The sequence below is a fragment of the Actinoallomurus sp. NPDC052274 genome, assembly GCF_040679475.1.
Taxonomy (GTDB): Bacteria; Actinomycetota; Actinomycetes; order Streptosporangiales; family Streptosporangiaceae; genus Actinoallomurus; species Actinoallomurus liliacearum.
The window spans coordinates 42,015-65,610 of the sequence record NZ_JBFAUT010000006.1 but is presented as its reverse complement, the minus strand read 5'-3'; the positions used below and the strand labels follow the sequence as shown (position 1 = coordinate 65,610).

Below are 23,596 nucleotides of genomic sequence, written 5' to 3'. Positions count from 1 at the left end.
CGTCAGGAGCCGACGGCGCGGGCGATGTACTCGCGCTGGCGGGCCAGTTCTCGCTCGGCGACCGTCAGCGGGAAGCCGACGAAACCGTGGGGCGCCTCCGCGACGACCTCCAGTTCGGTCTCGTTGCCGGCGGCCCGCCAGCGCGCCTCCATGAACAGAGTGTCGTCCAGCAGCGGATCCTGGGTTCCGACGACGAACCGGGCCGGCGGCAGCCCGGAAAGGTCGGCGTACAGCGGGGAGACGTCCGGGGAGCGGCGCTCTTCGAGACTCATCCCGGGCAGGAACTTGCCGGTGAACCACTGGAGGACCGGCGTCGACAGCGCCAGGTTCCGTTCGCCCCAACCGCGCTGGCTCGGCGTCATCGACAGGTCGTAGGCGCCGAAGGTCAGCTGGGCCGCGCGGAAGGCGCTCGCCGCGTCGCCCAGCCGCAGCAGCGTGACGGCGGCGAGATGCGCGCCGGCCGACTCGCCGCCGATGACGAGCCGCTCGGCGCCGAACTCCCGGCCGGCGGCGGCGATGAGCCAGCGCGCGGCGTCCTCGCAGTCGTCCGGGCCGCTCGGGTAGGGGTGCTCGGGAGCGAGCCGGTAGTCGACGCTGACCACCGCGACCCCGGCCTCGGCGGCGAGCCGCCAGAGCGTGGGGTCCTGGGAGTCGGCCGTGCCGAGGGTCCAGCCGCCGCCGTGGAAGTGCAGGTAGACGCCCCGCACCTCGGCGGGCGTGAACACCCGGACCGGGATCTCACCGGCGCGCCCGGGGATCGTGCGGGCGCTGCCCTCGGCGAGCCGCTCGGGCATGGCGAACGGTCCTTCTCCGCGGGCGCGGGCCGCCCGGGACGCCGGTGGATCGTCGACCTCGTGCAGTTGCGGACCGGCGGCGTACAAGGCGGCGAGCCTGTCGTTGAACGCGCGGGTCTCCTCCGCGACGTCCGTTCCTGTGGTGACCAGCATGCGGCCATCGTCCCGTAACGGACCGGCGGACGGACCTCCGGCCCGGTGCGATCACTCCGCCGCCCGGCGGATCCGCCGTCTCCCGCCTCTCCCCCCGGGACCGGCCGCCGGGCGTGGCGGCCGGACGGCCCGGAGCTCGTGTCGCGCGGCGCGCCGGAGGCCGGGTCACCCGGCCGCGGGCAGGTCCGCGCCGTTGTCGGCGAGCGAGGTCAGCACGGCGGCCGCCAGGGCGGAGCGCTCGATCATGCCGGGCACGGTGGCGTGCTCGTGCCGGGCGTGGGCGCCCCCGCCGACGGCGCCGAACCCGTCGAGCACGGGGACGCCGAGCGCGGCCGCGAAGTTGCCGTCGCTGGCACCGCCGACGGCGGTCTCCCGCAGGTCGAACCCGAGCGTCGCGGCCAGTGCCCGGGCCCGCTCGTACAGGCCGGCCACGGCGGGTGTCCGGGTCATGACCGGGCGGTTCCAGCCTCCGTCCAGCCGTACCGTCACCCGCGGGTCGGCCGGCCGCCACGTGGTCAGCGCCCGTTCCACCCGGGCGGCCTCGGCCTCGTCGGCGACGCGCACGTCGAGCTGGGCGCGGGCCGACCCCGCCGTCACGTTGGGGCGGGTACCACCGGCGATCACGCCGACGTTCACGGTCGTGCCCGCCGCGACGTCCGTCAGCGCGGTCGCCGCGGTGACGAACTCCGCGAGCGCCGTCACCGCGCTGGCACCGGCCGTGGGATCCAGGCCCGCGTGCGCCTCGATCCCGGTCAGCGTCACGTCGAACAGGCCCACGCCCTTCCGCGCGGTCTTGACGGCGCCGTCCGCTCTCGCCTCGAACACGAGCACGGCGGCGGCGTCGCGGCAGCACTCCTCGATCACCGGGCGGGACGCCGGACTGCCGATCTCCTCGTCGCCGTTCAGGACGAACCGCACGGGCGGGCAGGCCAGACCGCCCGCACGGATCGCGCGCAGCGCCCAGACCGCCTGGACGAGGCCGGCCTTCATGTCGAACACGCCCGGACCGCGGATCACCTCACCGTCCACGCCGAACGGCAGTTCGGCGAGAGTGCCGACCGGCCACACCGTGTCGTAGTGCGCGAGGATCAGCACCGTCCCTGCACCGGTCCCAGAGCCCGTTCCCGGGTAGTCCAGGACGACCGTGTCACCGTGGGGAGCGCCGGGTTCGGTGCGCGCGGACGCCGGCGCGCCCAGGCGACGCTCGATCCAGGAGACCACCCAGTCCCGGCCGGCCGCGAGGGCGGCAGGGTCGTCGCTGGGGGTCTCCAGCCGGACGTACTCCTCCAGGTCCCGGAGCATGTCGCCGATGCCGTCGCGGACCCACTCCACCAGCGCCGTCGAGGTCGTCGGAGCGCTCATCGGACCTCCCTCTCGGCGACGGCGTCGAGCAGTTCGACGCGCTTCTCGGACATGGTGGCGACGTCGGCCTCGACCTCGGCGAGCTGGCGGAGCAGGACCCGCAGGACGGGCACGTCGATCCGGTGCCGGTCGGCGGCGGCGAGCACGGGCGCGTACTGGGTCGGGATCTCGGTCGGGCGGCGGCGCACCACGATGTCGCGCCAGATACCGCTCCTGGTCTTGGTCTGCGTGCGCAGCCACGCCACCAGGCGGTCGGTCGCGGCGGCGGCCTTCTCCGGGTCCGCGCCGTCGGCGTACGCCGAGGGCTCGAACGCGTCGAACGGCTCCAGGGTGATCCCCTCGGCTGCCGCGACGGCGAAGACCTCGCGGGCCAGCTCGTGCGCGGCCGGCCGGTGCCGGTCCAGCAGGTCGCCCATCGCGTCGTCGGCCAGCGCGGTCGCGGTCAGCATGGCGCCGAAGCCCAGCTTGGCCCAGAGGTACCCGGCGACGTTGCCGGTGACCGTGACCGGCCCCCACGCGCCCAGGTCGGCCGCCAGGTCGCGCACCCGGGCGGAGGCAGCGCCGTCCATCTCCCCGATCGCGATGGCGCCCGCGCCGCCGTCGTTGATCACGCCCGGGGCGACGACGTCGGCGAACAGGTCGACGAACGCGCCGACCGTGCGTTCGGCGCCGACGTACTCCGCGATCAGCTCCTCGTTCAGGCCGTTCTGCAGGCTGGCGACGTAGCCGTCCGCGGCGAGCCGGCCGGCGAGCCACTCGGCGGCGGCCGGTGTGGCCTGGGCCTTGACCGCGAGCAGCACCCGGCCGAGCGGCGCGCTCACCTGCTCGAGGGTGTACGCCGCGGCGACCGGCTGCGGGGTCCGCACGCCGTCGCGTTCGAGGATGATCCCGTCCCGGGCGATCGCCGCCACGTGCTCCGCGTCGGCGTCCACGACGGTCACCGGATGGCCCGCCCGGGCCAGGTGCCAGGCGAGGGTGCCGCCGATCGCGCCCGCGCCCACGACGGTGTACTCCCGAGAACTCACGCCTTCACTCCTTCGTTGTCGTCGGTCACGGTTCCCGGCGCCTGGACGTCGGTGAGCCCGGGCCAGTGCGCGGGCAGAGTGGTCGTCCCCGCCGACGCGCCGCCGTCGACCCGCAGGATCGAGCCGGTGACCCATTCGGCGGCCGGCGAGACGAGCCAGCGGACCGCCGCGGCGATGTCGTCCGGCCGCCCGCGCCGCCCGAGCGGGTTGACCGAGACGGCGGCGGCATACTCCTCGGTCACCGGGTTGGCCGCGCTGTCGACCGTGACGAAACCCGGGCTGACCGCGTTCACCCGGATGCCGGCGCCGCCGAGCTCGACGGCCGCGGCCTTCGTCAGCATCTCCAGCGCCGCCTTCGACGTGCTGTAGTGGGCCGCGCCGGGCCGGGCGCGCAGGGCGGCCCCGGAGCTGATGTTGACGACGCTGCCGGGCCGGCCCGCCGCGACGGCCAGTTCGGCGTACGCGCGGGTGGCCAGCATGGGCGCCCGGACGTTCACCGCCTGGACGCGGTCCCACAGCTCCGCGTCCAGGTCGAGGAAGGGACGGGCCGGGTAGATGCCGGCGGCGTTGACGAGCGCGTCCAGGGGCCCACCGGACTCCCATGCCCGTCGTACGACGTCCTCCGGCGCCTCCGGCTCGGCCAGGTCCGCGACGATGGGCGTGGCGGCGAGGCCCGACAGGGACGCGCGGAGCGGAGCCTCCCGCAGGTCCACCCCGGTGACCGCCCAGCCGTCCGCCGCGAACGAGGCCGCGACGGCGGCGCCGATGCCACTCGCCGCGCCGGTTACGAGGACGTGCGGGCTCATTCGAGCTCCTTTCCCTTGGTCTCGGGCATCGTGGCGTAGACGACGACGCCGATGGCCGCCGCGATCGCGGTGTAGATCCAGACCCGGTCGCGGTGCCCGTGCGTGGCCAGCCACGTCGTGACGTACGGCGCCGTGCCGCCGAAGAGGGCGACGGCCAGGGCGTAGGGCAGGCCGATCCCGGTGGTGCGCACCTCGGCCGGGAACTGCTCGGCCATCACGACCGCGCAGTTGGCCGAGTACCCGACCAGGAAGAACATCCCGGCCAGCTCGACGACCAGCAGGGACCAGAAGCCACCCCCGACGAGCTGGAACGACGGCCACGACAGCAGCAGGAAGCCGGCGGCGAAGACGGTCATCGTCGGCTTGCGGCCGAACCGGTCCGACAGCATCCCGCCGAACGGCAGCATCACGAGGAAGGCGATGATCGCCAGAGTGTTGGCCAGGAAGGCGCGGCTGAGCGGAACGTCCTCGGCGGCGTGCGCGTAGCCGGGCATGTAGCTGACCCAGATGTAGTAGAGCAGCGTGCCCGCGATCGTGATCGCCACGACGCGCCACGCGGCTCGCGGATGCTTCTTCACCATGTCCCGGAGCGGCCTCGGCCGGGCGTCGCCTTCACGGTTCCGGGCGACCTCGGCGAACGCGTCGGTCTCCTCGACGGCGGTCCGCAGCCACAGGCCCACGAGCCCGAGCAGCCCGCCGACGGCGAACGCGGCGCGCCAGCCCCACGTCGTCAACGCCCCGTCGCTCAGTGTGCTGGTGAGGAGGGTGCCGAGCAGGGAGGCGATCAGCGTGCCGGCGCCGACGGACACCTGCTGCCACGATCCGACGAACGCCCGCCGGCCCGGCGCCGCCGACTCGATGAGGAACGCGGAGGAGGTGCCGAACTCGCCGCCGGCGGAGAAGCCCTGCACCAGGCGGGCGATGACGAGCACCGCCGGGGCGGCGATGCCGATGGCGCTGTACGGCGGACAGACCGCGACCACGAGGGCCGCGACCGCCATCATCGAGATCGTCAGTGTCATCCCCGCCTTGCGGCCCCGCCGATCGGCGAAACCACCCAGCACCGCCGCGCCGATCGGCCGCATCCCGAACCCGACGGCGAAGACCGCCAGGGTCGCCAGCAGGTCCGCCGTCTTGTCGCCCTTGGGGAAGAACTGCGTCGCGAAGATCGGCGCGAACGCCGAGTACACCGCCCAGTCGACCCACTCGACGGTGTTGCCGACGGCCCCGGCGACGACCGCCCGGCGCTGCTTGTCGGTCATCCGCGCCGTCCGCTCGCCCGCCGCGGCGGCGGTCGTCCCTGCACGGGAGTGCGCGATACGTGCGCTCATGCGTCCTCCTTCGTCGGAGAAGTGACCAGAGGCACTGCGTCACCGATTCGCTCGCTGCGCTCGCTCATGCGCCCTCCTCCGTCGGAGAAGTGACCAGAGGCACTGCGTCACCGATTCGCTCGCTGCGCTCGCTCATGCGCCCGGCTCCTGCCGCTCGGTGTCCGGCGAAGCCGTGAGTGCGGTGCGGACGTGTTCGGCGATCTGGGCATGGGTGGCGAACCACACGTCGCCGAAGCCGCCGATGTAGGACAGCAACTCGGTGAGCACCCCCATCCGCGAGCGGTGCCCGATGATGTGCGGGTGCATCGTGAGCTGGAACAGGCCGCCCTCGCCACGGGCGGCGTCGAACTCGTCGCACCACAGCCGCAGCACCTCGCGTGGCGGCGTGTACGGGCGCAGTGAGCCGTACCGCTCCATCATGAAGTACGGGGCGTCGTCGCGGATCCACTCGACCGGGAGCTCGACGATTCCGGTCGGCTCGCCGTCCGCGAGGAGCTCGTAGCACTCGTCGTCGGCCATCAGGGACGAGTCGTAGACGAGCCCGGTCTCACGGATGATCGCCAGGGTGCTGTCGGAGAAGTCCCACGAGGGAGTGCGCACCCCGACCGGGCGTACGCCGGTGACCTCCTCGAGGGTGTCCAGGGCGCGGACGGCGAGGGTGCGCTCGTCCTCCGGCGACAGCAGCATGTTCCGCTCATGGATCCAGCCGTGCGCGGCGATCTCGTGGCCGGCCGCGACGTAAGCGCGGGCCTCCTCCGGATGCAGCAGCGCGGACACCGCCGGCATGAAGAAGGTGGCCGGCACCCCGTGCTTCTCGAGGGCGGCCAGGATCCGCGGCGCGGCGACCCGCGAGCCGTACTCGCCCTGGGAGAGCTTGCCGGGCCGGGTCTCTCCCTCCCGCAGGGGGATGGTCTCGTGGTCGGAGTCGAACGACAGCGCCACCGCGACCGTCGCCCCGCCGGGCCACGATGGTGCGAGCCGGCGGCCGGCCCGCACCCGGTTCACATGGCCGCGCCAGGTCGCCTCATCCCACTGCCAGGGTTCGATCGTTGCGTTCAACGGCCACTCCTTTCTTTCCGGGGCTCGGCCGGCCGCTCGGGCGCGGTCGGCACCCAGGCGCGCTTCAGCGTTTCGAGCTGCAGGGTCGTGTCGGCGCGCCGCACACCCGGCAGGGCGCCGACGACGTCGGTCATGAAGCCGTAGAGGTCGGCGAAGTGCCGCAGGGACACCTGCCCGCAGAGGTTGAACCGGCCGGCCGTCGCCGACAGGTACTTGACGCCGGGCCGGGAGGCCAGCTCACGCCCGGCAGCCGCGAGGAGGGCCGGCTCGATGTCGAGCCAGAGCATGAACTCGACGGCGAAGCCGAGGAGCACCGGCTCGACCAACGTGCGGAATCGCAGGCAGCCGCGCTCGACCATCGAGTCGATGCGGCGCGCCACGGTCGACTCGCTGACGCCGACCCGGCCGGCCAGCTCCTTGACGGGCAGCCGGCCGTCCTCACCGAGCTCGGCCGCGATGGCCAGCTCCAGATCGTCGAGCCGGTCCGGCGGCCGCTCCCACACCTGGTCCTCGAAGGGACGCACCGGCTCCGGGCGGAGCAGCGCGGCGGCGTCCGGGTCGAGCAGCCCCGGGTCCCAGTCGTGCGCGGCGGTGAACGTCCGCATCACGGTGAACGTCTCGCTCTCGGTGAGCTGATCCCGGGCCGGCATGTCCCGCGCCAGCAGCTGGGTCAGGTGACGGTGGGTCGGCACCACGAACTCGGCGACCGCGTCGGCGGCGCCGGTCACGACCGCCACGAAACGCGCCTCCGGCCGTGCCGCCAGGCAGACGGCGACGCTCTCGGCCGTCCCCGGCCGGCACGAGACCCGGGTCAGGACCGGAACCCCGAGTCCGCAGCGGAGCACATCGACGACGCCGATGACGCGGGCCGCACCGCGCTCCCGCAGCGCGGCGAAGCGCCGCTGCGCCGTCGACTCGCTCACGCCGGCGGCGCGCGCCACGAGGTGCCAGGGGGCGCGGCCGTCCAGTTGCAACGCCGCCATCAAGAGGCGGTCCACCTCGCCGAGTGGCTCTTCATCGACCATCGCCCCATCGTCGCCGACGGATTCCAGCAACGCAAGCCCCTCTTTGATGGAATCCCGCAACTAAGTCTGATCTTTGCGGCTTTCCCTCACACTCCCCCACGGCCCTCGGCGTCGCCGAGAGCGGGCGCGGGAGCGTCCCCACGGCGCCGGAGGTCCACCCGGTGACGGTCACGGCCGGTGCGCCCAAGGTCCACGCGCAGCGGACGAAGGAGAACCTCGACACGGCGATCCACGGAGCCGAGCGCGCGTCGCTGAGCCGGGCGGGCGTCGAACCGTGGCCCGGTGGAGAGCGGGAGCTGTTCCTCCGCGTCGTCCCGAGCCGCATCACCGGCCGCCGCATCCGGCGCGTCGACCGGCCGGCGTCCGGATAGGCGGCGGGTCCATCCCATTGCCATGAACCGCCCAGGACCGACCACGCTGTCGGAGAGGGCGGCAAAGCCCGGCCCATCATCTGTTCGCGAGCGCGACCCACGGTCGTTCACCGGGTATGCAGGCCGATGCACCGGATGTCGTAGACGTGAGGCGTTCACCGCATCGTGTCCGGCGAGGTGCCGCAATGATCCGTCTGCGAAAGGAGAGCCTCATGAGACGAACCGTCCCCGGCCGGCTCGGCGCCCTTGTGGGCCTCGCGGCCTTCGCGGCGGTCGCGGGGCCGATGGAGACCGGCGCGGCGGCGGCGCCGATGCCCTGGACGGCGCCGGGAACGGTGCCGGCGGGCGATCACAACAACTTCGGAAACGGCCGGCACAACATCTTCTCGTTCACGATCCGAAGCCCCTCCCACGTCCATGGCGTGCAGACCACGGCCGACCAGAACAACCAGACCACCATCAGCAGGAACAACGCCATCTGCAAGAAGCACCGTCACTGCCGGATCCACCAGCGCGCCGTCGTGCGCTAGCCGCAGGTCCACAGGACGCCGGCCCGGCCGGAGCGTCCGGTCCGCTCAGCCGGTGGAGCCGTCCTGGTCGGGCCGGGGCCGCTCGCGGTGCCGCGCCGTCTGCCGGACGAGGTCGGCGATCCGGTCGGCGACCTCCGTGACGGCACGCCGCACCGGGGGGCTCAGGCCGGCGCCGAAGCCGAAGTCCACGCCCTCGATGCCGTAGACGCGCAGGCCATGGGGCATCCGGTTCAGGACCCGGCCCAGCTCGGCGGCCAGACCGAGGCTCATGCCGTGGCAGCTCGTGTCGGCGCGCGACGCGGTGGGAAGGTCGGTGGCCTCGTGCACATGTCCCGGGCCGCAGGCGGGCGAGACCGCGTCGACCACCACGGCGAGGTCCTCATCGGCCCACAGGTCCATGACGCGGGTGGGCTCACCGTCGCAGGTCACGAGCCGGACGCCCGGCGGGCATCGACCGCGCAGCTCATCGACCACCGCCAGGCCGGCTCCGTCGTCCCGCCGCAGTTCGCTGCCCACCCCGATGACGATCATGATCGGACGACCTTCAGGTCGACGAAGTGCGCCGTGCGGGAGACGCACGGGTCGTAGCTGCGGATCGTCCGTTCGCACGCCGAGGTGAGCGCCTCGTCGTCGAGGTCCAGGCGATCCCGCACCAGACGGCGCAGGTCCTCCTCGATCGCGTGGACGACCTCGACGGCGCGTACGACGATGCTCGGGAACGGGTTCCGGCACCGCGTCCCGAGCCCGGCGTCGGCGGCGGCCTCGAACGCGGCGCCCGTGGTGGTCCGTGGCGTGCCACGCTCGAGCGCGCACTCCCCACCGGCCAGGGCCAGGAGCTCGTGGTCGAACGTCAGGGCGGGGAAGTCGAAGCCGGCCACCCAGCGGGCCGTGGCCAGCGCGTCCTCGCCCTCCACCCGCGCCAGGGCGCCGATGTTCAGTATCCGCTCATGCCTGTTGGTCATCCGACATCTCCGCCATTCGGCCGGACCCGCTCCCGGCCGCCGCACGGCTGACCGCGCCGAGCCGACACACCTCCTCGGACGCACGCCTTCCCTTCAGCCTCGCCGCGTGGGCCCCCTGCGGGGAGGGCCCAAAGTCCCCGCCGGCCGGAGCCCTCGGTCCTGCCATCCATCTCGCGTACCCCCTAGGTTGGCGCCCGAGCACGGATGGACGGCGGCCGCCACGCTCGGCGAACTCGCGGGGGCGGTACTGCTCCTGGCCGTGTTCGTGCTGACCCAGCGGGCCGTCCGCGCTCCGCTGATGCCGCTGTCGATCTGGCGGACGCCGAACCTGGCGGCGGCGAACGTCGCGATGGCGCTGCTGGGGGCGGCCTGGATCCCGATGTGGTACTTCCTCAACCTGTACCTGCAGCAGGTCCTCGGGTACGGCTCGTTCGCGGGCGGCGCGGCGCTGGTGCCGATGACCGCGCTGATGATGCTGCTGATGGTCGGCGTCACCGGCCGCCTCATCGCCCGGTTCGGCCCCAGACCGCTCATCGTCACCGGGCTGGTCGTCCTCGCCGCCGGTCTGGGAGTCCTGTTCACCGTCCACCCGCACGGCGGCTTCGTCACCGACGTGCTGCCCGATTCGCTGATCTCCGCCGTCGGCATGGCGCTGGTGTTCATCCCGGCCACCATGGCGGCCATCGGCGGCGTGGCACCGGAGCAGGGCGGCCTGGCCTCCGGCATCGTCAACACCACCTACCAGATCGGCTCGGCCGTCGGCCTGGCCGCCATGACCGCCATCGCCACCTCCCAGGGCGCGGGCGCCCTCGACGACCCGCGGGCCCTCACCCACGGCTTCCGGGCGGCCTTCATCGGCGCCGCCGTCGTCGCACTCGCCCGGTGCGCTGCTCGGCCTCGCCACCCTCCGCACGCCCGTGCCCGCGCCTGAACCCGAACGCGAGGCCGTCGGCGTCTGACAGGTCTCCCGATCCGCGGCGGTCTCATCCGGGCGAGGAACCGAGCCCGGAGCGCGTCCGGCCCCATCGGGGATCGCCCGATGGGGCCGGAGCCGGTGGAGCCGGAACGCCGGGCAGGGGCCGTCAGGACAGAGCGAAGTCGTCCGCGTAGACGTTGCCCTGGGCGTACCAGCCGTGGACGTAGACCGTCACGTTCCCGGTCGATCCGGTGGTGAACGGGACGGTCAGCTTGGTCCAGCCGCCGGACGACGTCCAGGTGCTCGCGGTGGCGTCGCCGGAGACCCCGACGTAGGCGTAGGAGCCCTGTACCCAGGCCGTCAGGGTGTAGGAGTGGTTCGGCTGGAGCGTCACCGCCTGCTCGCACTGCCCGGTCTGGTCGGAGGTGGGCGTCACCTGGAGGGCGTGCCCACCGGAGTGCGCCGGCGAGGCGACCACCGCGCCGCCGGACCGGCAGCTCCACGGGGTGAGGGAGCCGGTCTCGAAGCCGGGGTTGACCAGGCCGGTCCCACCGCCCGACCCGTTGACGGTGAGCGTGAAGGAGGTGCTGTGGCTCGCCGACGCGGCGGTCCCGCCGACGGTGAGGGTGTAACTGCCGGGCGCGGCGGCGGAGGTGGTGCTGATGTTCAGGGTCGCGGACCCGCCGGCGGTCACCGAGGTCGGGCTGAGTGCCGCGGTCACCCCCGAGGGCGCGCCGGTGACGCTCAGCGCGACGGTCTCGGCGGAGCCGGAGGTCACGGCCGTCTTCACCGTCGCCGACGTCGAAGCGCCCGGGTTGACGGCGGCCGACGCGGGCGACAGCGACAGGGAGAAGTCGTTGGCGGGCGTGCCCCCGCCGCCCCCGCTGAACGGTTCGAACGCGTGGCTGAAGAACCAGGTGCTCTGGGAGACGCCGGAGCAGCTGTCCGACCCCTGCGTGCCCGGGCAGCCGCCGTTGTCGCGCTGGAGCGCCCAGAACGACAGCGTGTTGATGCCCGTGCTCTGCGCCCAGCTCTCCACCGTGGCGGCGTCGCCCGTGGTGAACGTCTCCGCGGGTCCGTAGTCGTCGATGCCGATCATCTCGGTGACGCCGATCATGTTCCACAGCTGGGCCGAGCTCTTGCCCGAGTACAGGCCGGCGAGCTGGCCGTGCAGGCCGGTGGCCGCGCTCTTGGTGTCATTGGCCATCTCGTGGGTCGCGCCGTCGTAGTAGTCGAACGTCATGATGTTGACCACGTCGACGCGGGCGCCGTTGGAGACGGCGTTGCGGAGCACGGCCAGGCCGCTGTCGGCCAGGCCGCTCGTGGTGGTGGGCAGCGTGTAGGAGAACTGCACGGTGCGCCCGGTGCTCGCGGCCCAGTCCTCGACCTGTTTGATCGCCTTGTTCCGCCGGTCGATCCCGGCGCTGTTGGTCAGGGAGTTGTCCTCGATGTCCAGGTCGATGCGGGTGACGTTGTAGGTGGTGACCACCTTCTCGTACACCGCCGCGATCTGGTCGACGCTCGTGCAGCTGTCGGCGATCTCGGTGCCGGTGTCGTCGGCGGTGTAGCCGCCGAACGAGGGGATGACGTCGCCGCCGCCGGACTGGATCGAGGAGATCGAGGAGCCGAACGTCGACGCGGCGATCGGCATGCTCGTGTCGCCGTTCCAGTACGCCGTGCACGAGCCCTTGGTGGCGGCCTGGATGAATGCCATGGTCAGGTACTTGTTCCCCGACTGCTGGGCCAGGGTCGCGGGGTCGTCACCGGTCCAGGCCTCGAAGTAGGGCGCGAACACGTGGGCGGGGAGGGTGGCGGCGTGGGCCGGGGTCGGTCCGGCGGCGACGAGGCCGAACGCGGCGAGGATCATGGCGAGGGCCGTGAGGACCGCGCGCGGGGGCGTGCATGGTCGCATGAGGGCTCCAGATGGCGGGAGGAGCCGCCGCTCCGGCCCTGGGACAGGCGGAGCGGACGGACATGGGATGCGTCGGGTGACGGGGGTACGGCACGGATCCGCGTGCGCACCATGGTCTGACCGGCCCAGTTATCTGTCAATATTCTTAACAATTGGGTCATCGACCGTCTCTCCGCCACCGGGCACGCAGCGCCCGGCGCCCGCCCCGACCGTCCGGATCGCCGCAGTAACCGGCCTAGACCAGCGGCGGCGCGCGTTGCCCCGAGCCGGTTTTCGGACACGTGATCGCTTCGTGGATCCCAGGGCTTAATCGCGTGACGCGGCCGCTCAGTCGTCCCCGTGCCCGAAGGCCACGGCGGAGATCTGCAGGTAGATCCCCTCGGGCTCGGGAACGTACCGGACCTTCGACAGCGCCTGGTCCTGGCCCGCGGACTCCAGGACGACGGTGCCGTATCCCAGCATCCGGCCGAAGACCGACCGGTCGACCGTGAGGTCGGTGATCTTGGACAGCGGCATCATGTCGACCCTGCGGGTGACCAGCCCGTGCACGAGCATCACCCGGACGCCGGTCACCGCGAAGAACTCGTCGGACCACTCGTACACCTTGAAGGCCAGCCGGCCGAGGATCGCGAACCACACGCACCAGATCACCGTGAGCACGGTGCTCTGCGAGACGAGGCCGCTCAGCAGCCCGGCGAGGATCAATCCGGCGACCGCCTCCGCGATGTTCCGCAGCAGCATGGCAGGGTGGCGCCGGATGACGACCGCGTCCTCCTCTTGGGGCAGCAGGTACCGCTGCAGATGGTGCGGGTCCACGTTGCGCACCGTCAGGAAACTGGGGAGTTGCACGAGCGGGACTCTACGCGTCAGGGACCCGGGATGTCGCCCATGTCACACTCAGGTCATCCGGAGCTGGCGCGCGGGCGGGTGCCGGACCGCCCGGCGCGGGTCACCGGGCCGGTACCCAGTTCCCGTGGAAGCCTGCGGGCACGCGTGCGGGGAGGTGGACGGCGGCGACGGTCTCCAGGCTGCCCGCGTCGAGCAGCATGAGGTCCGTACGGTCGGTGGCCGGATCGTAGACGAACCCCATCAGCACCCCGTCGTCCTCGGCGGCGTCGGGTGAGTTCGGCTCGAAGACGAACTCACCGGCCTGCCGGCCCGCGCCGAAGGAACGCCGCGTGGTCGTGCCCCGCACCACGTCGTGCTTGAGAATCGTGTCGGACACCGTGCTGCCGTGGTTCAGCGCCAGCGCGTAGCCGTACCGGTGCCGCCGGCCGACGAGCCGTTCGTCGACCCGGGGAAGTTCCTGCGCCTGATCGTCCACCTGCTCCTCCCGGACCTTGCCGCCGCCCAGGTCGACCGTCCAGCGGGCCAGGGTGGGCGCGCCTTCGTCGGGTCCCCGCAGGTCCCGGTCGAAGACCTTGGTGTGGCGAACGACCTCGAGCACGATCGTGTCGCCGTCGTCGTAGGCGTTCAGCGGATGGAAGACGTAGCACGGCTCCACCTCGAACCACCGGACGTCGGTGGCACCACCGGAGCGTGGCATGACGCCGATCCGCGCCGGATATCTCGGGTTCCAGCGGTAGGGCAGCCGGTCGCTCGAGCCGCCCCGCCGTGCCGCCGCCGCGATGATCGGGTCGGGGATCCGCACCCGCCCGACGAGCGCGGACATCACCAGCCGGGCGGGGGCACGCAGGAACCGCGGTACCGCGACCTCCGCGGCCTGCCGCGCGTCGAAGGTCACGGGCAGGTCGTAGAACACGACATGGGACTCGGTGAGCGAGAAGTCGTGCATCATCGGGCTGCCGGTGACGCGGACGTCCACCGTACGGCGTGCGTGTCCGGCGCCGTCGATCACCGAGTACCGCACCTCGTTGCCGCGGCCGAAGAAGTACGACACCGCGTGCAGCTCGCCGGACTCGGGGTCTCGCTTCGGATGGGCGGTGTAGCCGCCGGGCAGCGTGCCGTCGAAGTCGCAGAACCCGACGGTGTCGAGTTCGTCGGTGAGCTCCTGGACGGCCAAACCCGCCTCGACGAGCGCGAGCGTACGGCCGGCGTGACCGATCACGTTCGTGTTGGCGCCCGTGCCGTGCAGCGGCGCGCTGCTCCTGCCCGGCCGGAAGGCATCGCCGAGGGCGGCGGCGATCCGGGGCGTACGAACCCAGCGGTTGCGGTACCACTCCGCCCGCCCGTCGCGGAGGCGGACGCCGTGCACCATCCCGTCGCCGGTGAACCAGTTGTACGTGTCGGGGTCGACCTCCGCCACGGGGTTAGGCCCGTTGCGCAGGTACCTGCCGTCCAGATGCTCGGGAATCGTCCCGGTCACGGGCAGGTCGGTGACCGTTAACTCCTGCCCGACGGGCGCGAAGCCGCCCTCGAGGAATGGGTTGCCCATGATCCGCGTCTCTCCTCGTCGCCGCGTACATAACAACGTTATTTAGGGCATAACACTGTTATGGCAGGATGACAAGAGTGAGTCCGCGAGAACCCACCGCCGAGGCGCATCCGCGCGGTCGCCTGCTGGAGGCGGCGATCCGGATCCTCGCCGCCGACGGCCCCGAAGCCCTCCAGACCCGCCGCCTGGCCACCGAGGTCGGCATGTCGACGATGGCGGTCTACACGCACTTCGGCGGAATGGGCGGGCTGATCACGGAGATCGTGCGGGAGGGCTTCATCCGGTTGGGCCGGCGCATGGAGGAGATCCCGGCAGGCGACGACCCGGTCGTCGATCTGCTCGCGCTGGGTTTGGCGTACCGCGACCACGCGCTGGACAACCCCCAGCTCTACCGGCTGATGTTCGGGGTGATCCCACCGGGCGGCCGCCAGGGCGGCAAGGACCTGACCGTGTCCAGCGTCGGCAACGACCTACCCGAGGGGCAGGCCGCGTTCGCCCGGCTGGTCACCGCCGTGACACGCGTCATGGAGGCGGCCGGCACCCGTGAGGAGGAGCCGCACTCGGCGGCGGCCCAGTTCTGGAGCGCGATCCACGGCTACGTGCTGCTGGAGATCGCCGGATTCTTCGACGGCGACGGCGATCCCGTCGAGCGGTACCTGGTGCCTCTCGGGACGAAGCTGGTCGTCGGGATCGGCGCGGCCCCCGAGCACACGGCCCGTTGCGTCCGCCTCATCGCCGCCGCCCGACCGAGCCCGGAGACAGCCACCGAGACCTGACCTCCGCACCTCCGGGCGAGCCGTCCGGCGAGGCGAGAGCGCCTCGCCGGACCCGTTCGCCGGGCGCGCCCAGGCCGGGGCGTGCGCGGTCATGCCGAATGCTCGGAGAAGGTACGTCTGCGGGGCCGGTCTGTGAGCTTCGCCCCCTTCCCGCACCGCGATCGCCGAGCATTCCGTACGCCACGACAGCGGCCCCGCATCAGTGGCCGTCCAGGAACCAGCGCAGCCGGCGGGCCTCCTCGGTGCCGATGACGGGCTCGGCGGCGTCCACCAGAGCGTCCAGCCGGTCCCGCGCCTCCGGCGTCGGCCCTCGGTAGGCGGTCGCGGCGTCACCCCGTGACCAGGCGATCAGGTCGGCGCGTGCCCGATCGCCCAACTCGGCGTCGCGGTCGGCCATCAGATGCAGGTCGACGTGCAGGCGGGTCCAAACGTCCCCGGCCCGCAGACCTTGGTAGGCCGCCAGCCGGACATGAGGCGGCGAGTCGGCGCCCAGCCAGTCCCACAACCGCGCGGCCGGCACCACGTCGGGCTCGGTTCGCAACGCCCTGCCCACCGCCCGGACGACCACGGGAGCGGGGTCGGCCAGCATCGGGGCGATCCGGGCGAGGGACGCCCCCAGGCGTCGAACGGCGCGGACCGCCTCGGCCCGCACCCGAGGACTCGGGTGCTCCAGGAACGGCAGCAGCGGATCGACGTCCTGCCGGGTACCGCATTCACCGAGCCCGGCGACCAGCGTCCGAATCCGGCCCGCCGCCGGATCCGCGGTCAGGGCGTCGCGGTAGAGCGCGGCGGGGTCACGCCCCTCACGGCGGACCGCCCACTGTGCGGTGGCGCGCGTCATCGCGGATCGGTCCGCGAGGTGGGCGGCACCGGCCTCAGGACGGCCGAGCCGCACCAGGCCGGTGAGCGCCTCGACCCGGACGTTCGCGCCGCCCTCCCCGAGCAGCCGCTCCAGCACATCGGGACGCTCGTCTCGTACGGCTTCGGCGACGACCCGCTCCGCACACAGGGCGCGGCACACCACGTCCCGCTCCCCCAGTGCGGCGCGCATGACCTCCTCGGACCGGGCCCGGCCCGCCTCCAGCCACAGCCGATACGCCCAGCGTCGCAGCCCGCGGTCGTGGTGGGCCCGAGCCGACGCCAGCGCGTCCTCCGGAGCCGACCGCAGGGCCTCCGCCACGGCCTCCAGGGCGTAGGCACCCCGCGCCCACGATCCCATCGCGACCGCGACGCCGGCCGCCGCCAGGAGCGCTGCGGTGTCCGCAGCGCGCAACGCCGCCGCCAGGGAACGGCGCGCCCGCTCGCGAACCTGCGGCACCCAGTCGGCGGTGCGCAGCACGAGGAGGGGAAGCGGCAGCCCGTTCCACGCCGCGCTCCCGACCGCGGCCTCCCTCTGGTGCCCGTTCTCGGAGCACGCCTCGACCAGCGACGACAGACGCGCGTTCCTCGGCAGCGAGGCCCTCGCCGTACGGACGCCGTATCTCATCGCGAGGGTACGGAACGCCCGGTCGAGCCCGATCCAGGTCGTCGCGCTCGCGATCGACAGCATCGCCGTGACCTCGTCCGCGGGCTCGCGGCCGGCGGCGGCGTCGGCCACGCGAGCCGCCAGCCGTCCGTAACCGGGGGCGTGGTACTCGCGGACCACCTGGATGGGACCGGTCAGGTGGGCGTTGAACTCCTCGAGTTCCTCCGCCGGCACCCACAGCTCCAGGACGGTCCGGCCGCCGGCCTGCCGGACCGGGTAGCGGCGCGCGAAGCCGGCGTCGACCTCGAAGCGCGTCACGAACCCGGCGCCCGACGCCGGGACGTTCCAGTCCCGGGCGATCTTGACCGCGTATGCCTCGTTCAGCACCGGATAGAAGATCGGCTGGTCGGGCAGCCGAGGCGGCCACGCCCGCCACCCAGACGCGCGCAGCAGCGCCAGCTCGGCGGGCCCGACCGGCCGCCACAAGGTCACGGTGGCCCGCCGACCGGTCATGACTCATCGCTCCTCTGTCACCGACGACCCAGTGTCGCGTCGCCCCCGGAGCGTTCACCACCGAATATCGGAGCCTTCCGGCGAGTGCCGGAATGCTCGGCAACGGCCTGCGGGAAACGGACCGGAGCCCAAGTACCGCAGCCGTAGGGAGCGCTTCTCCGAGCGATCGGTACGCCCCCCAACGCCACAGCGGCTGACGAACCCGCACTGGGTGGCTTCGACGGTTATTGGCGCAGAACACGAGGTCAGGCCTGGGCGGTCTCGGCCTCGGGCGCTTCCGGCGCGACGGAGGGGCGGGTCTCCTGGGCGCGTACGGTCGCCGGGTGAGCGCCCGCGTCGCCGCGAAACCGATGACCAGCCCGGCCAGCACGCCCAGGTTGGCGAAGGCCCAGGAGCCGGACCTGCCGCCGGGGCCGAGCGGCTCGAGCAGGTACCCCTGCCATTTGAGCCAACTCGCGGCCGTGTTCGTCACCAGCCCCCAGCCGACGGCGGTGGCGGCGGGCAGGATCACCGGGGGCAGCGGCGGAACGTCGCCGTACCGGCCCGCCGGCCGGTAGAGGTCGGCCTCGTCGTAGTCCCGGCGGCGTACCGCGGCACCCGCAGGCCGGCCGCCGGCAGCGCCTGCCCGGACGAGTAGATGTCGAGCACGGCGCCGCCGACGAGGCCGAGCACCGCCACCGCGGCGAACGGGATGAGGAACCAGGTGGGCAGGATCCTCGTGAGCGCGCCGATCGGGTCGTCGGCGATCGCCTTGCCGAGGCCGGCCGACGATCCGGCGAGGAGCAGGCCGAAGACGAGCAGCACGGCCGGCGCCAGGGACGCCCCGAACGTCGTCCAGCCGACGACGCCGCGCCCGGAGGTGCTCCTGGGCAGGTAGCGGGAGTAGTCGGCTGCGGCGTTCACCCACCCGAGGCCGAAACCGGTCATCATGAAGACCAGAGCGCCGATGACCTCCTGGGTGGAGCCGGCGTGGGTGCCGCTGACGGTGTGCCACTCGATCCGGTGCGCGACCAGGAGGATGTAGACGACCGTCAGCACGCCGGTGAGGACGGTGATGACCGCCCGCATGCGCATGATCAATCGAAGCCGATGGCGCCGCCACCGACGATCAGCACCGCGACGACGATGAGCGCGACGACCTTGGTGGTGGTGCCGCCGCCCCAGCCGAGACGGCCGAAGACGGTCGCGGTCGCCACCCACCGCGCGGAGCCGGACGACGATTGCGCGTTCCGGCACGGTGTGATCGTTTGCGAGGATGGGCGATTTCCTCGTTGTGGGCGCCGGCGTGGCCGGTGCCGCCGCAGGTTACTTCCTGTCCGCGTTCGGCGACGTGACCCTCCTGGAGATGGAGTCCGCTCCGGGGTACCACTCGACCGGGCGGTCCGCCGCGCTGTTCTCCGAGTACTACGGCAACCCCACCGTGCGCGCGCTCACCGCGGCGAGCCGTGCGTTCCTCACGGCACCGCCGCCGGGCTTCGCCGACGGACCGCTGCTCTCTCCGCGCGGCGTGCTGACGCTGTGCCCGGCGGGCGCGGAGGACGACTTCGCCGCGATGCTCGCCGACGGCCTGTCCGCTCCCGTCCCGGTCCGGGAGATCGACGTCGCCGAGGTCACTCGGCACTGCCCGATCGTCCGGACCGGACGGTACACCCGCGCGATGGTCAAGCCGGGCGCGATGGACATCGATGTCGACCTGCTCCACCAGGGGTTCCTGCGCGGCGTCCGGGCGCGCGGCGGCACGGTGGTCACGGGCGCGCGGGTACGGGAGCTGTCCCGTGACGGCGGGCACTGGCGGGCGGAGACCGACGCGGGGGTGTTCACCGCGCCCGTCGTGGTCGACGCGGCCGGAGCGTGGGCGGACGAGGTCGCCGCGCTCGCCGGCGTCCGCCCGCTGGGCCTCACACCGCTGCGCCGTACGGCGTTCCTGGCCGACCCGCCCGACGGGATCGACGCCGCCCGGTGGCCGATGGTGACCGACGTGGCCGACACCTTCTACCTCAAGCCGGAGTCGGGACGGCTGCTCGTGTCCCCGTCCGACGCGACGCCCGTGCCGCCGTGCGACGCGCGCCCGGACGACCTCGACGTCGCGCGCGCGGTCGAGCGGGTCCAGGAGGCCACGACGTTGCGGATCCGTGGCGTCCGGCACGCGTGGGCCGGGCTGCGGACCGCGGCGCCGGACGACACCCCGGTGGTCGGCGAGGCGGCGGAGGCTCCGGGCTTCGTCTGGCTCGCCGGCCTCAGCGGATACGGAGTGCAGACGTCGCCCGCGGTCGGCCGGATCGCCGCGGCCGCCGCGACCCGCAAGCCGCCCGCCGACGCCGGCGTGGATCCGGCGGCGCTGTCGCCCGCCCGGTTCCAGGAGGCCCGCCCGGTCCGGTGACCACCGGCCACGGCGGGTCGCCGATGGCGAGTCATATTACAGAGTCAGAAACATGATCCGACAGTCCTCTTTCCGCGAGAAAGGACATCGGTAAATGCGCGATACTCTACCCGAAAAGCATCGGATATGATCGGACCATCGGTTCTCGTTCGCCATTTCACAAGATCATCTGACCGAAACAAATTCGCGCCGAGATCCCACCGGACCGAAACCAGGAGCGGCCAGGTCTAGGTCACCGAAGGTTGTCGATAATGTACGTTCCGGTCCCGGCCGACCGGCGTTCGAATGAGAGTCCCGTCGCGGCCGGCGCGCCCGCGGCTCGCGCCGCGGGCGCTCGGGATCGCCGCATATGACGGCGGCCCCGACTCCGGGGAGAGCGGCGAATCCGATGGTCACAGGGGCGCGTCGGCACCGGTCCGCGCTCAGTCAACTCAGTCGGTCGATGACGCTGCCGCACGGGGTCCCGCCGGCCGGGGGCCTCTCGGGCGACTCCGTACGGCGACGAAACGGCCACCATCCGTTCCGGCACGAGGTCCGGGAAGGTACCCGAAAGAGGGCCTTGCGAAATCGGCGGCGGGCAGCTTAATTTACCGCCAGCTTCGCAGCCATATCTCCGGCGGGTCCCCAGAAAGGGCCCGCTCACCTTTTGTGACCCCCCGATGGGGAGGTGTGGATGCCCGGACAGTCGGCCGACGACGTATGCGGTGATTCGAAGTCACCGATAAGTTCCACAGACCAGCGTGACCCGTCCAAGCGGCGCTTCACCGGACGAGCGGTCGACCACGGCGGGTTCCGTCCGGTCTCCGCACTGATCGAGGAGCAGGCCGACCGGCATCCCGAACGCCCGGCCGTCTCATGCGGCGGGCGCACGCTCACCTACCGGCGGCTGGCGGAGCTGGTGGGCGGCCTCGCGGCCACGTTGGCCGAGCGCGGAGTGCGCCGGGGCGACGTGGTGCCCGTCCTGCTCGGGGGCAGCCTCGAGCTGCCGATCACGTATCTGGCGCTGATGAGGCTCGGCGCGGCGTTCGTGCCGCTGGACCCGGCGTGGCCGCGCGAGCGGATCCGCGGCACGTTCGGCGTGCTGCCCGGAACTCCCGTGCCGTGCGCCGACGCGGAGTCGGTCCCGGAGGAGCACCGCGGCCGCGCGGTCGTGGTCGACGTCGACCTGATCACGCCGGCGGAGCGTTTCGACACCGTGACGCCGGGGCCCGACGACCTGGTCTACGGCTTCTTCACGTCGGGCACGACGGGCACGCCCAAGTGCGCGATGAACCGGCACGCCGGGCTCACCAACCGGCTCCGCGCCATGGCGCGCTACTTCGGCGTGACCGACGCGGACGTGGTGTTGCAGAACAGCAAGCACACCTTCGACTCCTCACTCTGGCAGCTGTTCCTGCCGCTGATCACGGGCGGGCACGCCGTGCTGCAGGTCCAGGGGGAGTTCCTGGACCTGCGGCGGACGATCGACACGATCGCGGAGTACGGCGTGACCGCCACCGACTTCGTGTCGAGCATCTTCAACGCGCTGGCGGCCGAGGTCGACCGGGACGAACGGTCGCTGCGCGGACTCTCGTCGCTGCGATGGCTGATCGTGGGCAGCGAACCGCTCAATCCCGACGCCGTCCACCGGATGATGGCCCAGTTGCCGGGACTCACGGTGACCAACGGCTACGGGCCGACCGAGGCGAGCATCGGGATGGTCTTCCACACCGTCTCCCCCGCGGACGGCGACGTCGTGCCGCTGGGCCGTCCGATCGACAACTGCTACGCCGTGGTGGTGGACGACGACCTCCGCCCCGTGCCGCCCGGCACCGTCGGCGAGATCGTCATCGGCGGCGCCTGCCTGGGCGCCGGCTACCTGGGCGCGCCGGCGGTCACCGCGCGGGCGTTCGTCCGCAATCCCTTTCCCGAGATCCCCGGCGACCGGCTCTACCGCACCGGCGATCTCGGCCACCTCGACGACGAGGGTCTGCTCTACTTCTCCGGGCGCAAGGACTTCCAGGTCAAGATCGGCGGCGTCCGGATCGAGCTCGGCGAGATCGCGGTGGCGGCGGAGAAGTGCCCCGGCGTGTGGCAGGCGGAGGTCCTCGTCGCCGAGCAGGCGGGCACGAGGTCGCTGGCCCTGTTCGTGTCCGGGACGGACCTGACGGTGGACGCGCTCCGCGACGGGCTGCGCCGCACGCTGCCCCGGATCAGCGTGCCCCGGTACTACTTCCTGCTGCCGGACATCCCGCTGAACGACAACGGCAAGGCCGACCGGGCACGGCTCCAGACCATCCTCGACGCCCGGCTCGCGGAGGACGCGGCACGGCTGGCCGAGAGCCCGCCCGCCGCGACGCCGGCCGACCAGGTGCTGCGGGCGCTCCGGTCGGTGCTCGGCCGGCCGGACCTGACGACCGACGCGGACTTCATGGAGGCGGGCGGGGACTCGCTCCAGGCGCTGTCGCTCGTCCGCATGCTCACCGCCGAGTGCGGGGTCCAGGTGGAGGTCCAGGACCTGTACGAGCGGCCGACCGCCGACGGGCTGACCGGGCTGATCGAGGCCCGGCGACGTGGCGGAGCGGTGATCGAGGCGGACTCGGTGCTCATGGTCCGCGACGCGGCGGTGCCCGACGGTGAGCCGATCCGGGCCGCCGACCCCGCCGGGAGGCTGCGGACCGTGCTGGTGACCGGGGCGACCGGATTCGTCGGCAGCCGCCTCGTCCACGAGCTGCTGGCCCGTACCGACCTGCGGGTGCGCTGCCTCACCCGCGCCGGCGGCGACTTCGGCGCCACGGCACGGGTGGTCGGCGCGCTCGCCGAACGCGGCCTGTGGGAGTCGCGGTTCGCCGACCGGATCGAGGGCTACGCCGGCGACCTCGCCCGGCCCGGCCTGGGCCTGGACCCCGGCACCTGGGAGCATCTCGCCCGCACCTGCGACCTGGTGCTGCACAACGGTGCGATGGTCAACTTCCTGTTCGACTACCGTGCGCACCGTCACGCGAACGTGCGCGGCACCATCGAGCTGCTGCGGCTGGCGATGGCGCACCGGCCGGTTCCGCTGCACCACGTCTCGACGCTGGCGACGCTCCAGACCGAGGCGCTCGGGCACGACGACCCGCTGTCCGAGGGGTTCGAACCGTCCCGCGCCAGGATGCCCGACGGCGGGTACGCCCGCTCGAAGCTGGTCGCCGAACGGCACCTGGCCGCGGCGCGGGCGCGGGGCGCGCTGGTGACCGTGCTGCGGCTCGGCGAGGTGATGCCGAGCGCGGACAACGCGTACCCGAACACCTCGGCGCTCACCCACCTGCTGCTCGCGGCGTTCCCCCGCCTCGGCGTGCGGCCCGACGCCGTGATCCGGTCGGACTACACGCCGGTCGACTACGTGGCCGCCCGGGTGGTGGCCGCGGTCTGCGACCGCGACGCCTGGGGCCGTACGTTCAACGTCTTCCATCCGGAGAGCGTCGACTTCGGCGCGCTGATGGCGCCGCTGCCCGCGGTTCCCTGCGGCGACTTCCTCGCCCGGGTACGGGAGGCCGCCCTCGCCACCGGGGACCGGGAGCTGACCGCCCTCGCGTCGCTCCTGCCCGGCCGGCCCGACGCGGACGAGCGGACGCTGAAGGAGGCGTTCGCGGCCGTGCTCACCGACAACCCCCGGCTGTTCCGCAAGGACGAGTGCCGCCGGCTCGAGGAGCGCCGGCGGCTCGCCGACGGGCGGCTCGACGACGCGATCGCCGCGTACCGGGACCGCCTCATCCGGGGCGAGACGCCGGAGCCCCATGACGCGCTGGGGCCGCGACGCCAGGTTTCGGCCAGCTGACGACGAGACGGGAAGGGCGAGC

At 72.8% G+C, this 23,596-nt stretch carries 20 protein-coding genes and 1 pseudogene; 6 read left to right on the top strand and 15 right to left on the bottom strand.

Annotated elements, in window-relative coordinates:
• Positions 1–2 precede the first annotated feature (2 nt).
• The 7 genes from AB0K82_RS07305 to AB0K82_RS07275 all read right to left on the bottom strand — a co-directional run bounded on the left by AB0K82_RS07305 (position 3) and on the right by AB0K82_RS07275 (position 7,555).
• On the bottom strand, positions 3–947 hold the full coding sequence (locus AB0K82_RS07305) for an alpha/beta hydrolase (RefSeq protein ID WP_364393861.1): 945 nt from the start codon (positions 945–947) through the stop codon (positions 3–5).
• 165 nt (positions 948–1,112) lie between these two features.
• Entirely contained in the window at positions 1,113–2,309 is a 1,197-nt protein-coding gene (locus AB0K82_RS07300; protein WP_364393858.1) for a M20 family metallopeptidase, read from the bottom strand.
• Positions 2,306–3,334 carry a 2-dehydropantoate 2-reductase gene (locus tag AB0K82_RS07295; protein ID WP_364393856.1) on the bottom strand — a complete coding sequence of 343 codons (1,029 nt, stop codon included), beginning with the start codon at positions 3,332–3,334 and terminating at the stop codon, positions 2,306–2,308. The genes AB0K82_RS07300 and AB0K82_RS07295 overlap by 4 nt, the downstream gene beginning before the upstream one ends.
• A complete protein-coding gene (locus tag AB0K82_RS07290; RefSeq protein WP_364393853.1) occupies positions 3,331–4,140 on the bottom strand; it encodes an SDR family oxidoreductase in 810 nt (269 codons plus the stop codon). The genes AB0K82_RS07295 and AB0K82_RS07290 overlap by 4 nt, the downstream gene beginning before the upstream one ends.
• Complete coding sequence (locus tag AB0K82_RS07285; RefSeq protein WP_364393851.1) at positions 4,137–5,471, bottom strand: MFS transporter; 1,335 nt, start codon at positions 5,469–5,471, stop codon at positions 4,137–4,139. The genes AB0K82_RS07290 and AB0K82_RS07285 overlap by 4 nt, the downstream gene beginning before the upstream one ends.
• Before the next feature lie 132 nt (positions 5,472–5,603).
• On the bottom strand, positions 5,604–6,530 hold the full coding sequence (locus AB0K82_RS07280) for a polysaccharide deacetylase (protein WP_364393849.1): 927 nt from the start codon (positions 6,528–6,530) through the stop codon (positions 5,604–5,606).
• Positions 6,527–7,555, bottom strand: coding sequence for an AsnC family transcriptional regulator (locus tag AB0K82_RS07275; RefSeq protein ID WP_364393846.1), 1,029 nt, complete (start codon positions 7,553–7,555; stop codon positions 6,527–6,529). Before AB0K82_RS07275 ends, AB0K82_RS07280 begins: the two co-directional genes overlap by 4 nt.
• 161 nt (positions 7,556–7,716) lie before the next feature.
• Here AB0K82_RS07275 and AB0K82_RS07270 point away from each other — a divergent pair, with 161 nt between their 5' ends.
• Both AB0K82_RS07270 and AB0K82_RS07265 read left to right on the top strand, forming a co-directional pair.
• On the top strand, positions 7,717–7,926 hold the full coding sequence (locus AB0K82_RS07270) for a hypothetical protein (protein ID WP_364393844.1): 210 nt from the start codon (positions 7,717–7,719) through the stop codon (positions 7,924–7,926).
• A 212-nt stretch (positions 7,927–8,138) separates the two neighbouring features.
• On the top strand, positions 8,139–8,456 hold the full coding sequence (locus AB0K82_RS07265; RefSeq protein WP_364393841.1) for a hypothetical protein: 318 nt from the start codon (positions 8,139–8,141) through the stop codon (positions 8,454–8,456).
• Between the two features lie 45 nt (positions 8,457–8,501).
• Here AB0K82_RS07265 and AB0K82_RS07260 read toward each other — a convergent pair whose 3' ends face one another.
• Both AB0K82_RS07260 and AB0K82_RS07255 read right to left on the bottom strand, forming a co-directional pair.
• A complete protein-coding gene (locus AB0K82_RS07260) occupies positions 8,502–8,987 on the bottom strand; it encodes a hydrogenase maturation protease (protein ID WP_364393838.1) in 486 nt (161 codons plus the stop codon).
• Positions 8,984–9,418 (bottom strand): hypothetical protein, encoded by a 435-nt coding sequence (locus AB0K82_RS07255; RefSeq protein WP_364393836.1) that lies wholly within the window; start codon positions 9,416–9,418, stop codon positions 8,984–8,986. The genes AB0K82_RS07260 and AB0K82_RS07255 overlap by 4 nt, the downstream gene beginning before the upstream one ends.
• Before the next feature lie 187 nt (positions 9,419–9,605).
• On the opposite strand from AB0K82_RS07255, the gene AB0K82_RS07250 reads away from it, so the two are divergent.
• Positions 9,606–10,349 (top strand): MFS transporter, encoded by a 744-nt coding sequence (locus AB0K82_RS07250; RefSeq protein WP_364393833.1) that lies wholly within the window; start codon positions 9,606–9,608, stop codon positions 10,347–10,349.
• A 151-nt stretch (positions 10,350–10,500) separates the two neighbouring features.
• Here AB0K82_RS07250 and AB0K82_RS07245 read toward each other — a convergent pair whose 3' ends face one another.
• From AB0K82_RS07245 to AB0K82_RS07235, 3 genes are all read right to left on the bottom strand, one after another.
• Positions 10,501–12,246 (bottom strand): carbohydrate binding domain-containing protein, encoded by a 1,746-nt coding sequence (locus tag AB0K82_RS07245; protein WP_364393830.1) that lies wholly within the window; start codon positions 12,244–12,246, stop codon positions 10,501–10,503.
• A gap of 327 nt (positions 12,247–12,573) precedes the next feature.
• Complete coding sequence (locus AB0K82_RS07240) at positions 12,574–13,095, bottom strand: PH domain-containing protein (RefSeq protein ID WP_364393827.1); 522 nt, start codon at positions 13,093–13,095, stop codon at positions 12,574–12,576.
• A 100-nt stretch (positions 13,096–13,195) separates the two neighbouring features.
• Positions 13,196–14,641 (bottom strand): carotenoid oxygenase family protein, encoded by a 1,446-nt coding sequence (locus AB0K82_RS07235; protein WP_364393825.1) that lies wholly within the window; start codon positions 14,639–14,641, stop codon positions 13,196–13,198.
• Positions 14,642–14,718: 77 nt separating this feature from the next.
• Here AB0K82_RS07235 and AB0K82_RS07230 point away from each other — a divergent pair, with 77 nt between their 5' ends.
• Entirely contained in the window at positions 14,719–15,417 is a 699-nt protein-coding gene (locus AB0K82_RS07230) for a WHG domain-containing protein (RefSeq protein ID WP_364393823.1), read from the top strand.
• A gap of 199 nt (positions 15,418–15,616) precedes the next feature.
• Here AB0K82_RS07230 and AB0K82_RS07225 read toward each other — a convergent pair whose 3' ends face one another.
• The 3 genes and pseudogenes from AB0K82_RS07225 to AB0K82_RS07215 form a co-directional block, all read right to left on the bottom strand.
• Complete coding sequence (locus AB0K82_RS07225) at positions 15,617–16,258, bottom strand: HEAT repeat domain-containing protein (protein WP_364394228.1); 642 nt, start codon at positions 16,256–16,258, stop codon at positions 15,617–15,619.
• A 789-nt stretch (positions 16,259–17,047) separates the two neighbouring features.
• A pseudogene (locus tag AB0K82_RS07220) lies at positions 17,048–17,395 on the bottom strand (ADP-ribosylation/crystallin J1); the annotation flags it as partial.
• A 507-nt stretch (positions 17,396–17,902) separates the two neighbouring features.
• Entirely contained in the window at positions 17,903–18,463 is a 561-nt protein-coding gene (locus AB0K82_RS07215; RefSeq protein ID WP_364393820.1) for a cytosine permease, read from the bottom strand.
• 187 nt (positions 18,464–18,650) lie between these two features.
• Between AB0K82_RS07215 and AB0K82_RS07210 the strand changes: the two genes are divergently transcribed.
• The gene (locus AB0K82_RS07210) at positions 18,651–19,775 is read left to right on the top strand and encodes an FAD-binding oxidoreductase (RefSeq protein WP_364393818.1); all 1,125 of its coding nucleotides are present in this window, start codon (positions 18,651–18,653) and stop codon (positions 19,773–19,775) included.
• Positions 19,776–20,448: 673 nt separating this feature from the next.
• The gene (locus tag AB0K82_RS07205; RefSeq protein WP_364393816.1) at positions 20,449–23,574 is read left to right on the top strand and encodes an amino acid adenylation domain-containing protein; all 3,126 of its coding nucleotides are present in this window, start codon (positions 20,449–20,451) and stop codon (positions 23,572–23,574) included.
• The last annotated feature ends 22 nt before the right edge of the window (positions 23,575–23,596 follow it).

What these genes read in the sequence shown, in the direction of transcription:
- AB0K82_RS07205 (WP_364393816.1), top strand. Translation starts at nt 20,449, where the DNA reads ATGCCCGGACAGTCGGCCGACGACGTATGCGGTGATTCGAAGTCACCG.
- AB0K82_RS07235 (WP_364393825.1), bottom strand. Translation starts at nt 14,641, where the DNA reads ATGGGCAACCCATTCCTCGAGGGCGGCTTCGCGCCCGTCGGGCAGGAG.
- AB0K82_RS07265 (WP_364393841.1), top strand. Translation starts at nt 8,139, where the DNA reads ATGAGACGAACCGTCCCCGGCCGGCTCGGCGCCCTTGTGGGCCTCGCG.
- AB0K82_RS07215 (WP_364393820.1), bottom strand. Translation starts at nt 18,463, where the DNA reads ATGCGGGCGGTCATCACCGTCCTCACCGGCGTGCTGACGGTCGTCTAC.
- AB0K82_RS07210 (WP_364393818.1), top strand. Translation starts at nt 18,651, where the DNA reads ATGGGCGATTTCCTCGTTGTGGGCGCCGGCGTGGCCGGTGCCGCCGCA.
- AB0K82_RS07245 (WP_364393830.1), bottom strand. Translation starts at nt 12,246, where the DNA reads ATGCGACCATGCACGCCCCCGCGCGCGGTCCTCACGGCCCTCGCCATG.
- AB0K82_RS07300 (WP_364393858.1), bottom strand. Translation starts at nt 2,309, where the DNA reads ATGAGCGCTCCGACGACCTCGACGGCGCTGGTGGAGTGGGTCCGCGAC.
- AB0K82_RS07290 (WP_364393853.1), bottom strand. Translation starts at nt 4,140, where the DNA reads ATGAGCCCGCACGTCCTCGTAACCGGCGCGGCGAGTGGCATCGGCGCC.
- AB0K82_RS07260 (WP_364393838.1), bottom strand. Translation starts at nt 8,987, where the DNA reads ATGATCGTCATCGGGGTGGGCAGCGAACTGCGGCGGGACGACGGAGCC.
- AB0K82_RS07255 (WP_364393836.1), bottom strand. Translation starts at nt 9,418, where the DNA reads ATGACCAACAGGCATGAGCGGATACTGAACATCGGCGCCCTGGCGCGG.
- AB0K82_RS07285 (WP_364393851.1), bottom strand. Translation starts at nt 5,471, where the DNA reads ATGAGCGCACGTATCGCGCACTCCCGTGCAGGGACGACCGCCGCCGCG.
- AB0K82_RS07305 (WP_364393861.1), bottom strand. Translation starts at nt 947, where the DNA reads ATGCTGGTCACCACAGGAACGGACGTCGCGGAGGAGACCCGCGCGTTC.
- AB0K82_RS07225 (WP_364394228.1), bottom strand. Translation starts at nt 16,258, where the DNA reads ATGACGCGCGCCACCGCACAGTGGGCGGTCCGCCGTGAGGGGCGTGAC.
- AB0K82_RS07275 (WP_364393846.1), bottom strand. Translation starts at nt 7,555, where the DNA reads ATGGTCGATGAAGAGCCACTCGGCGAGGTGGACCGCCTCTTGATGGCG.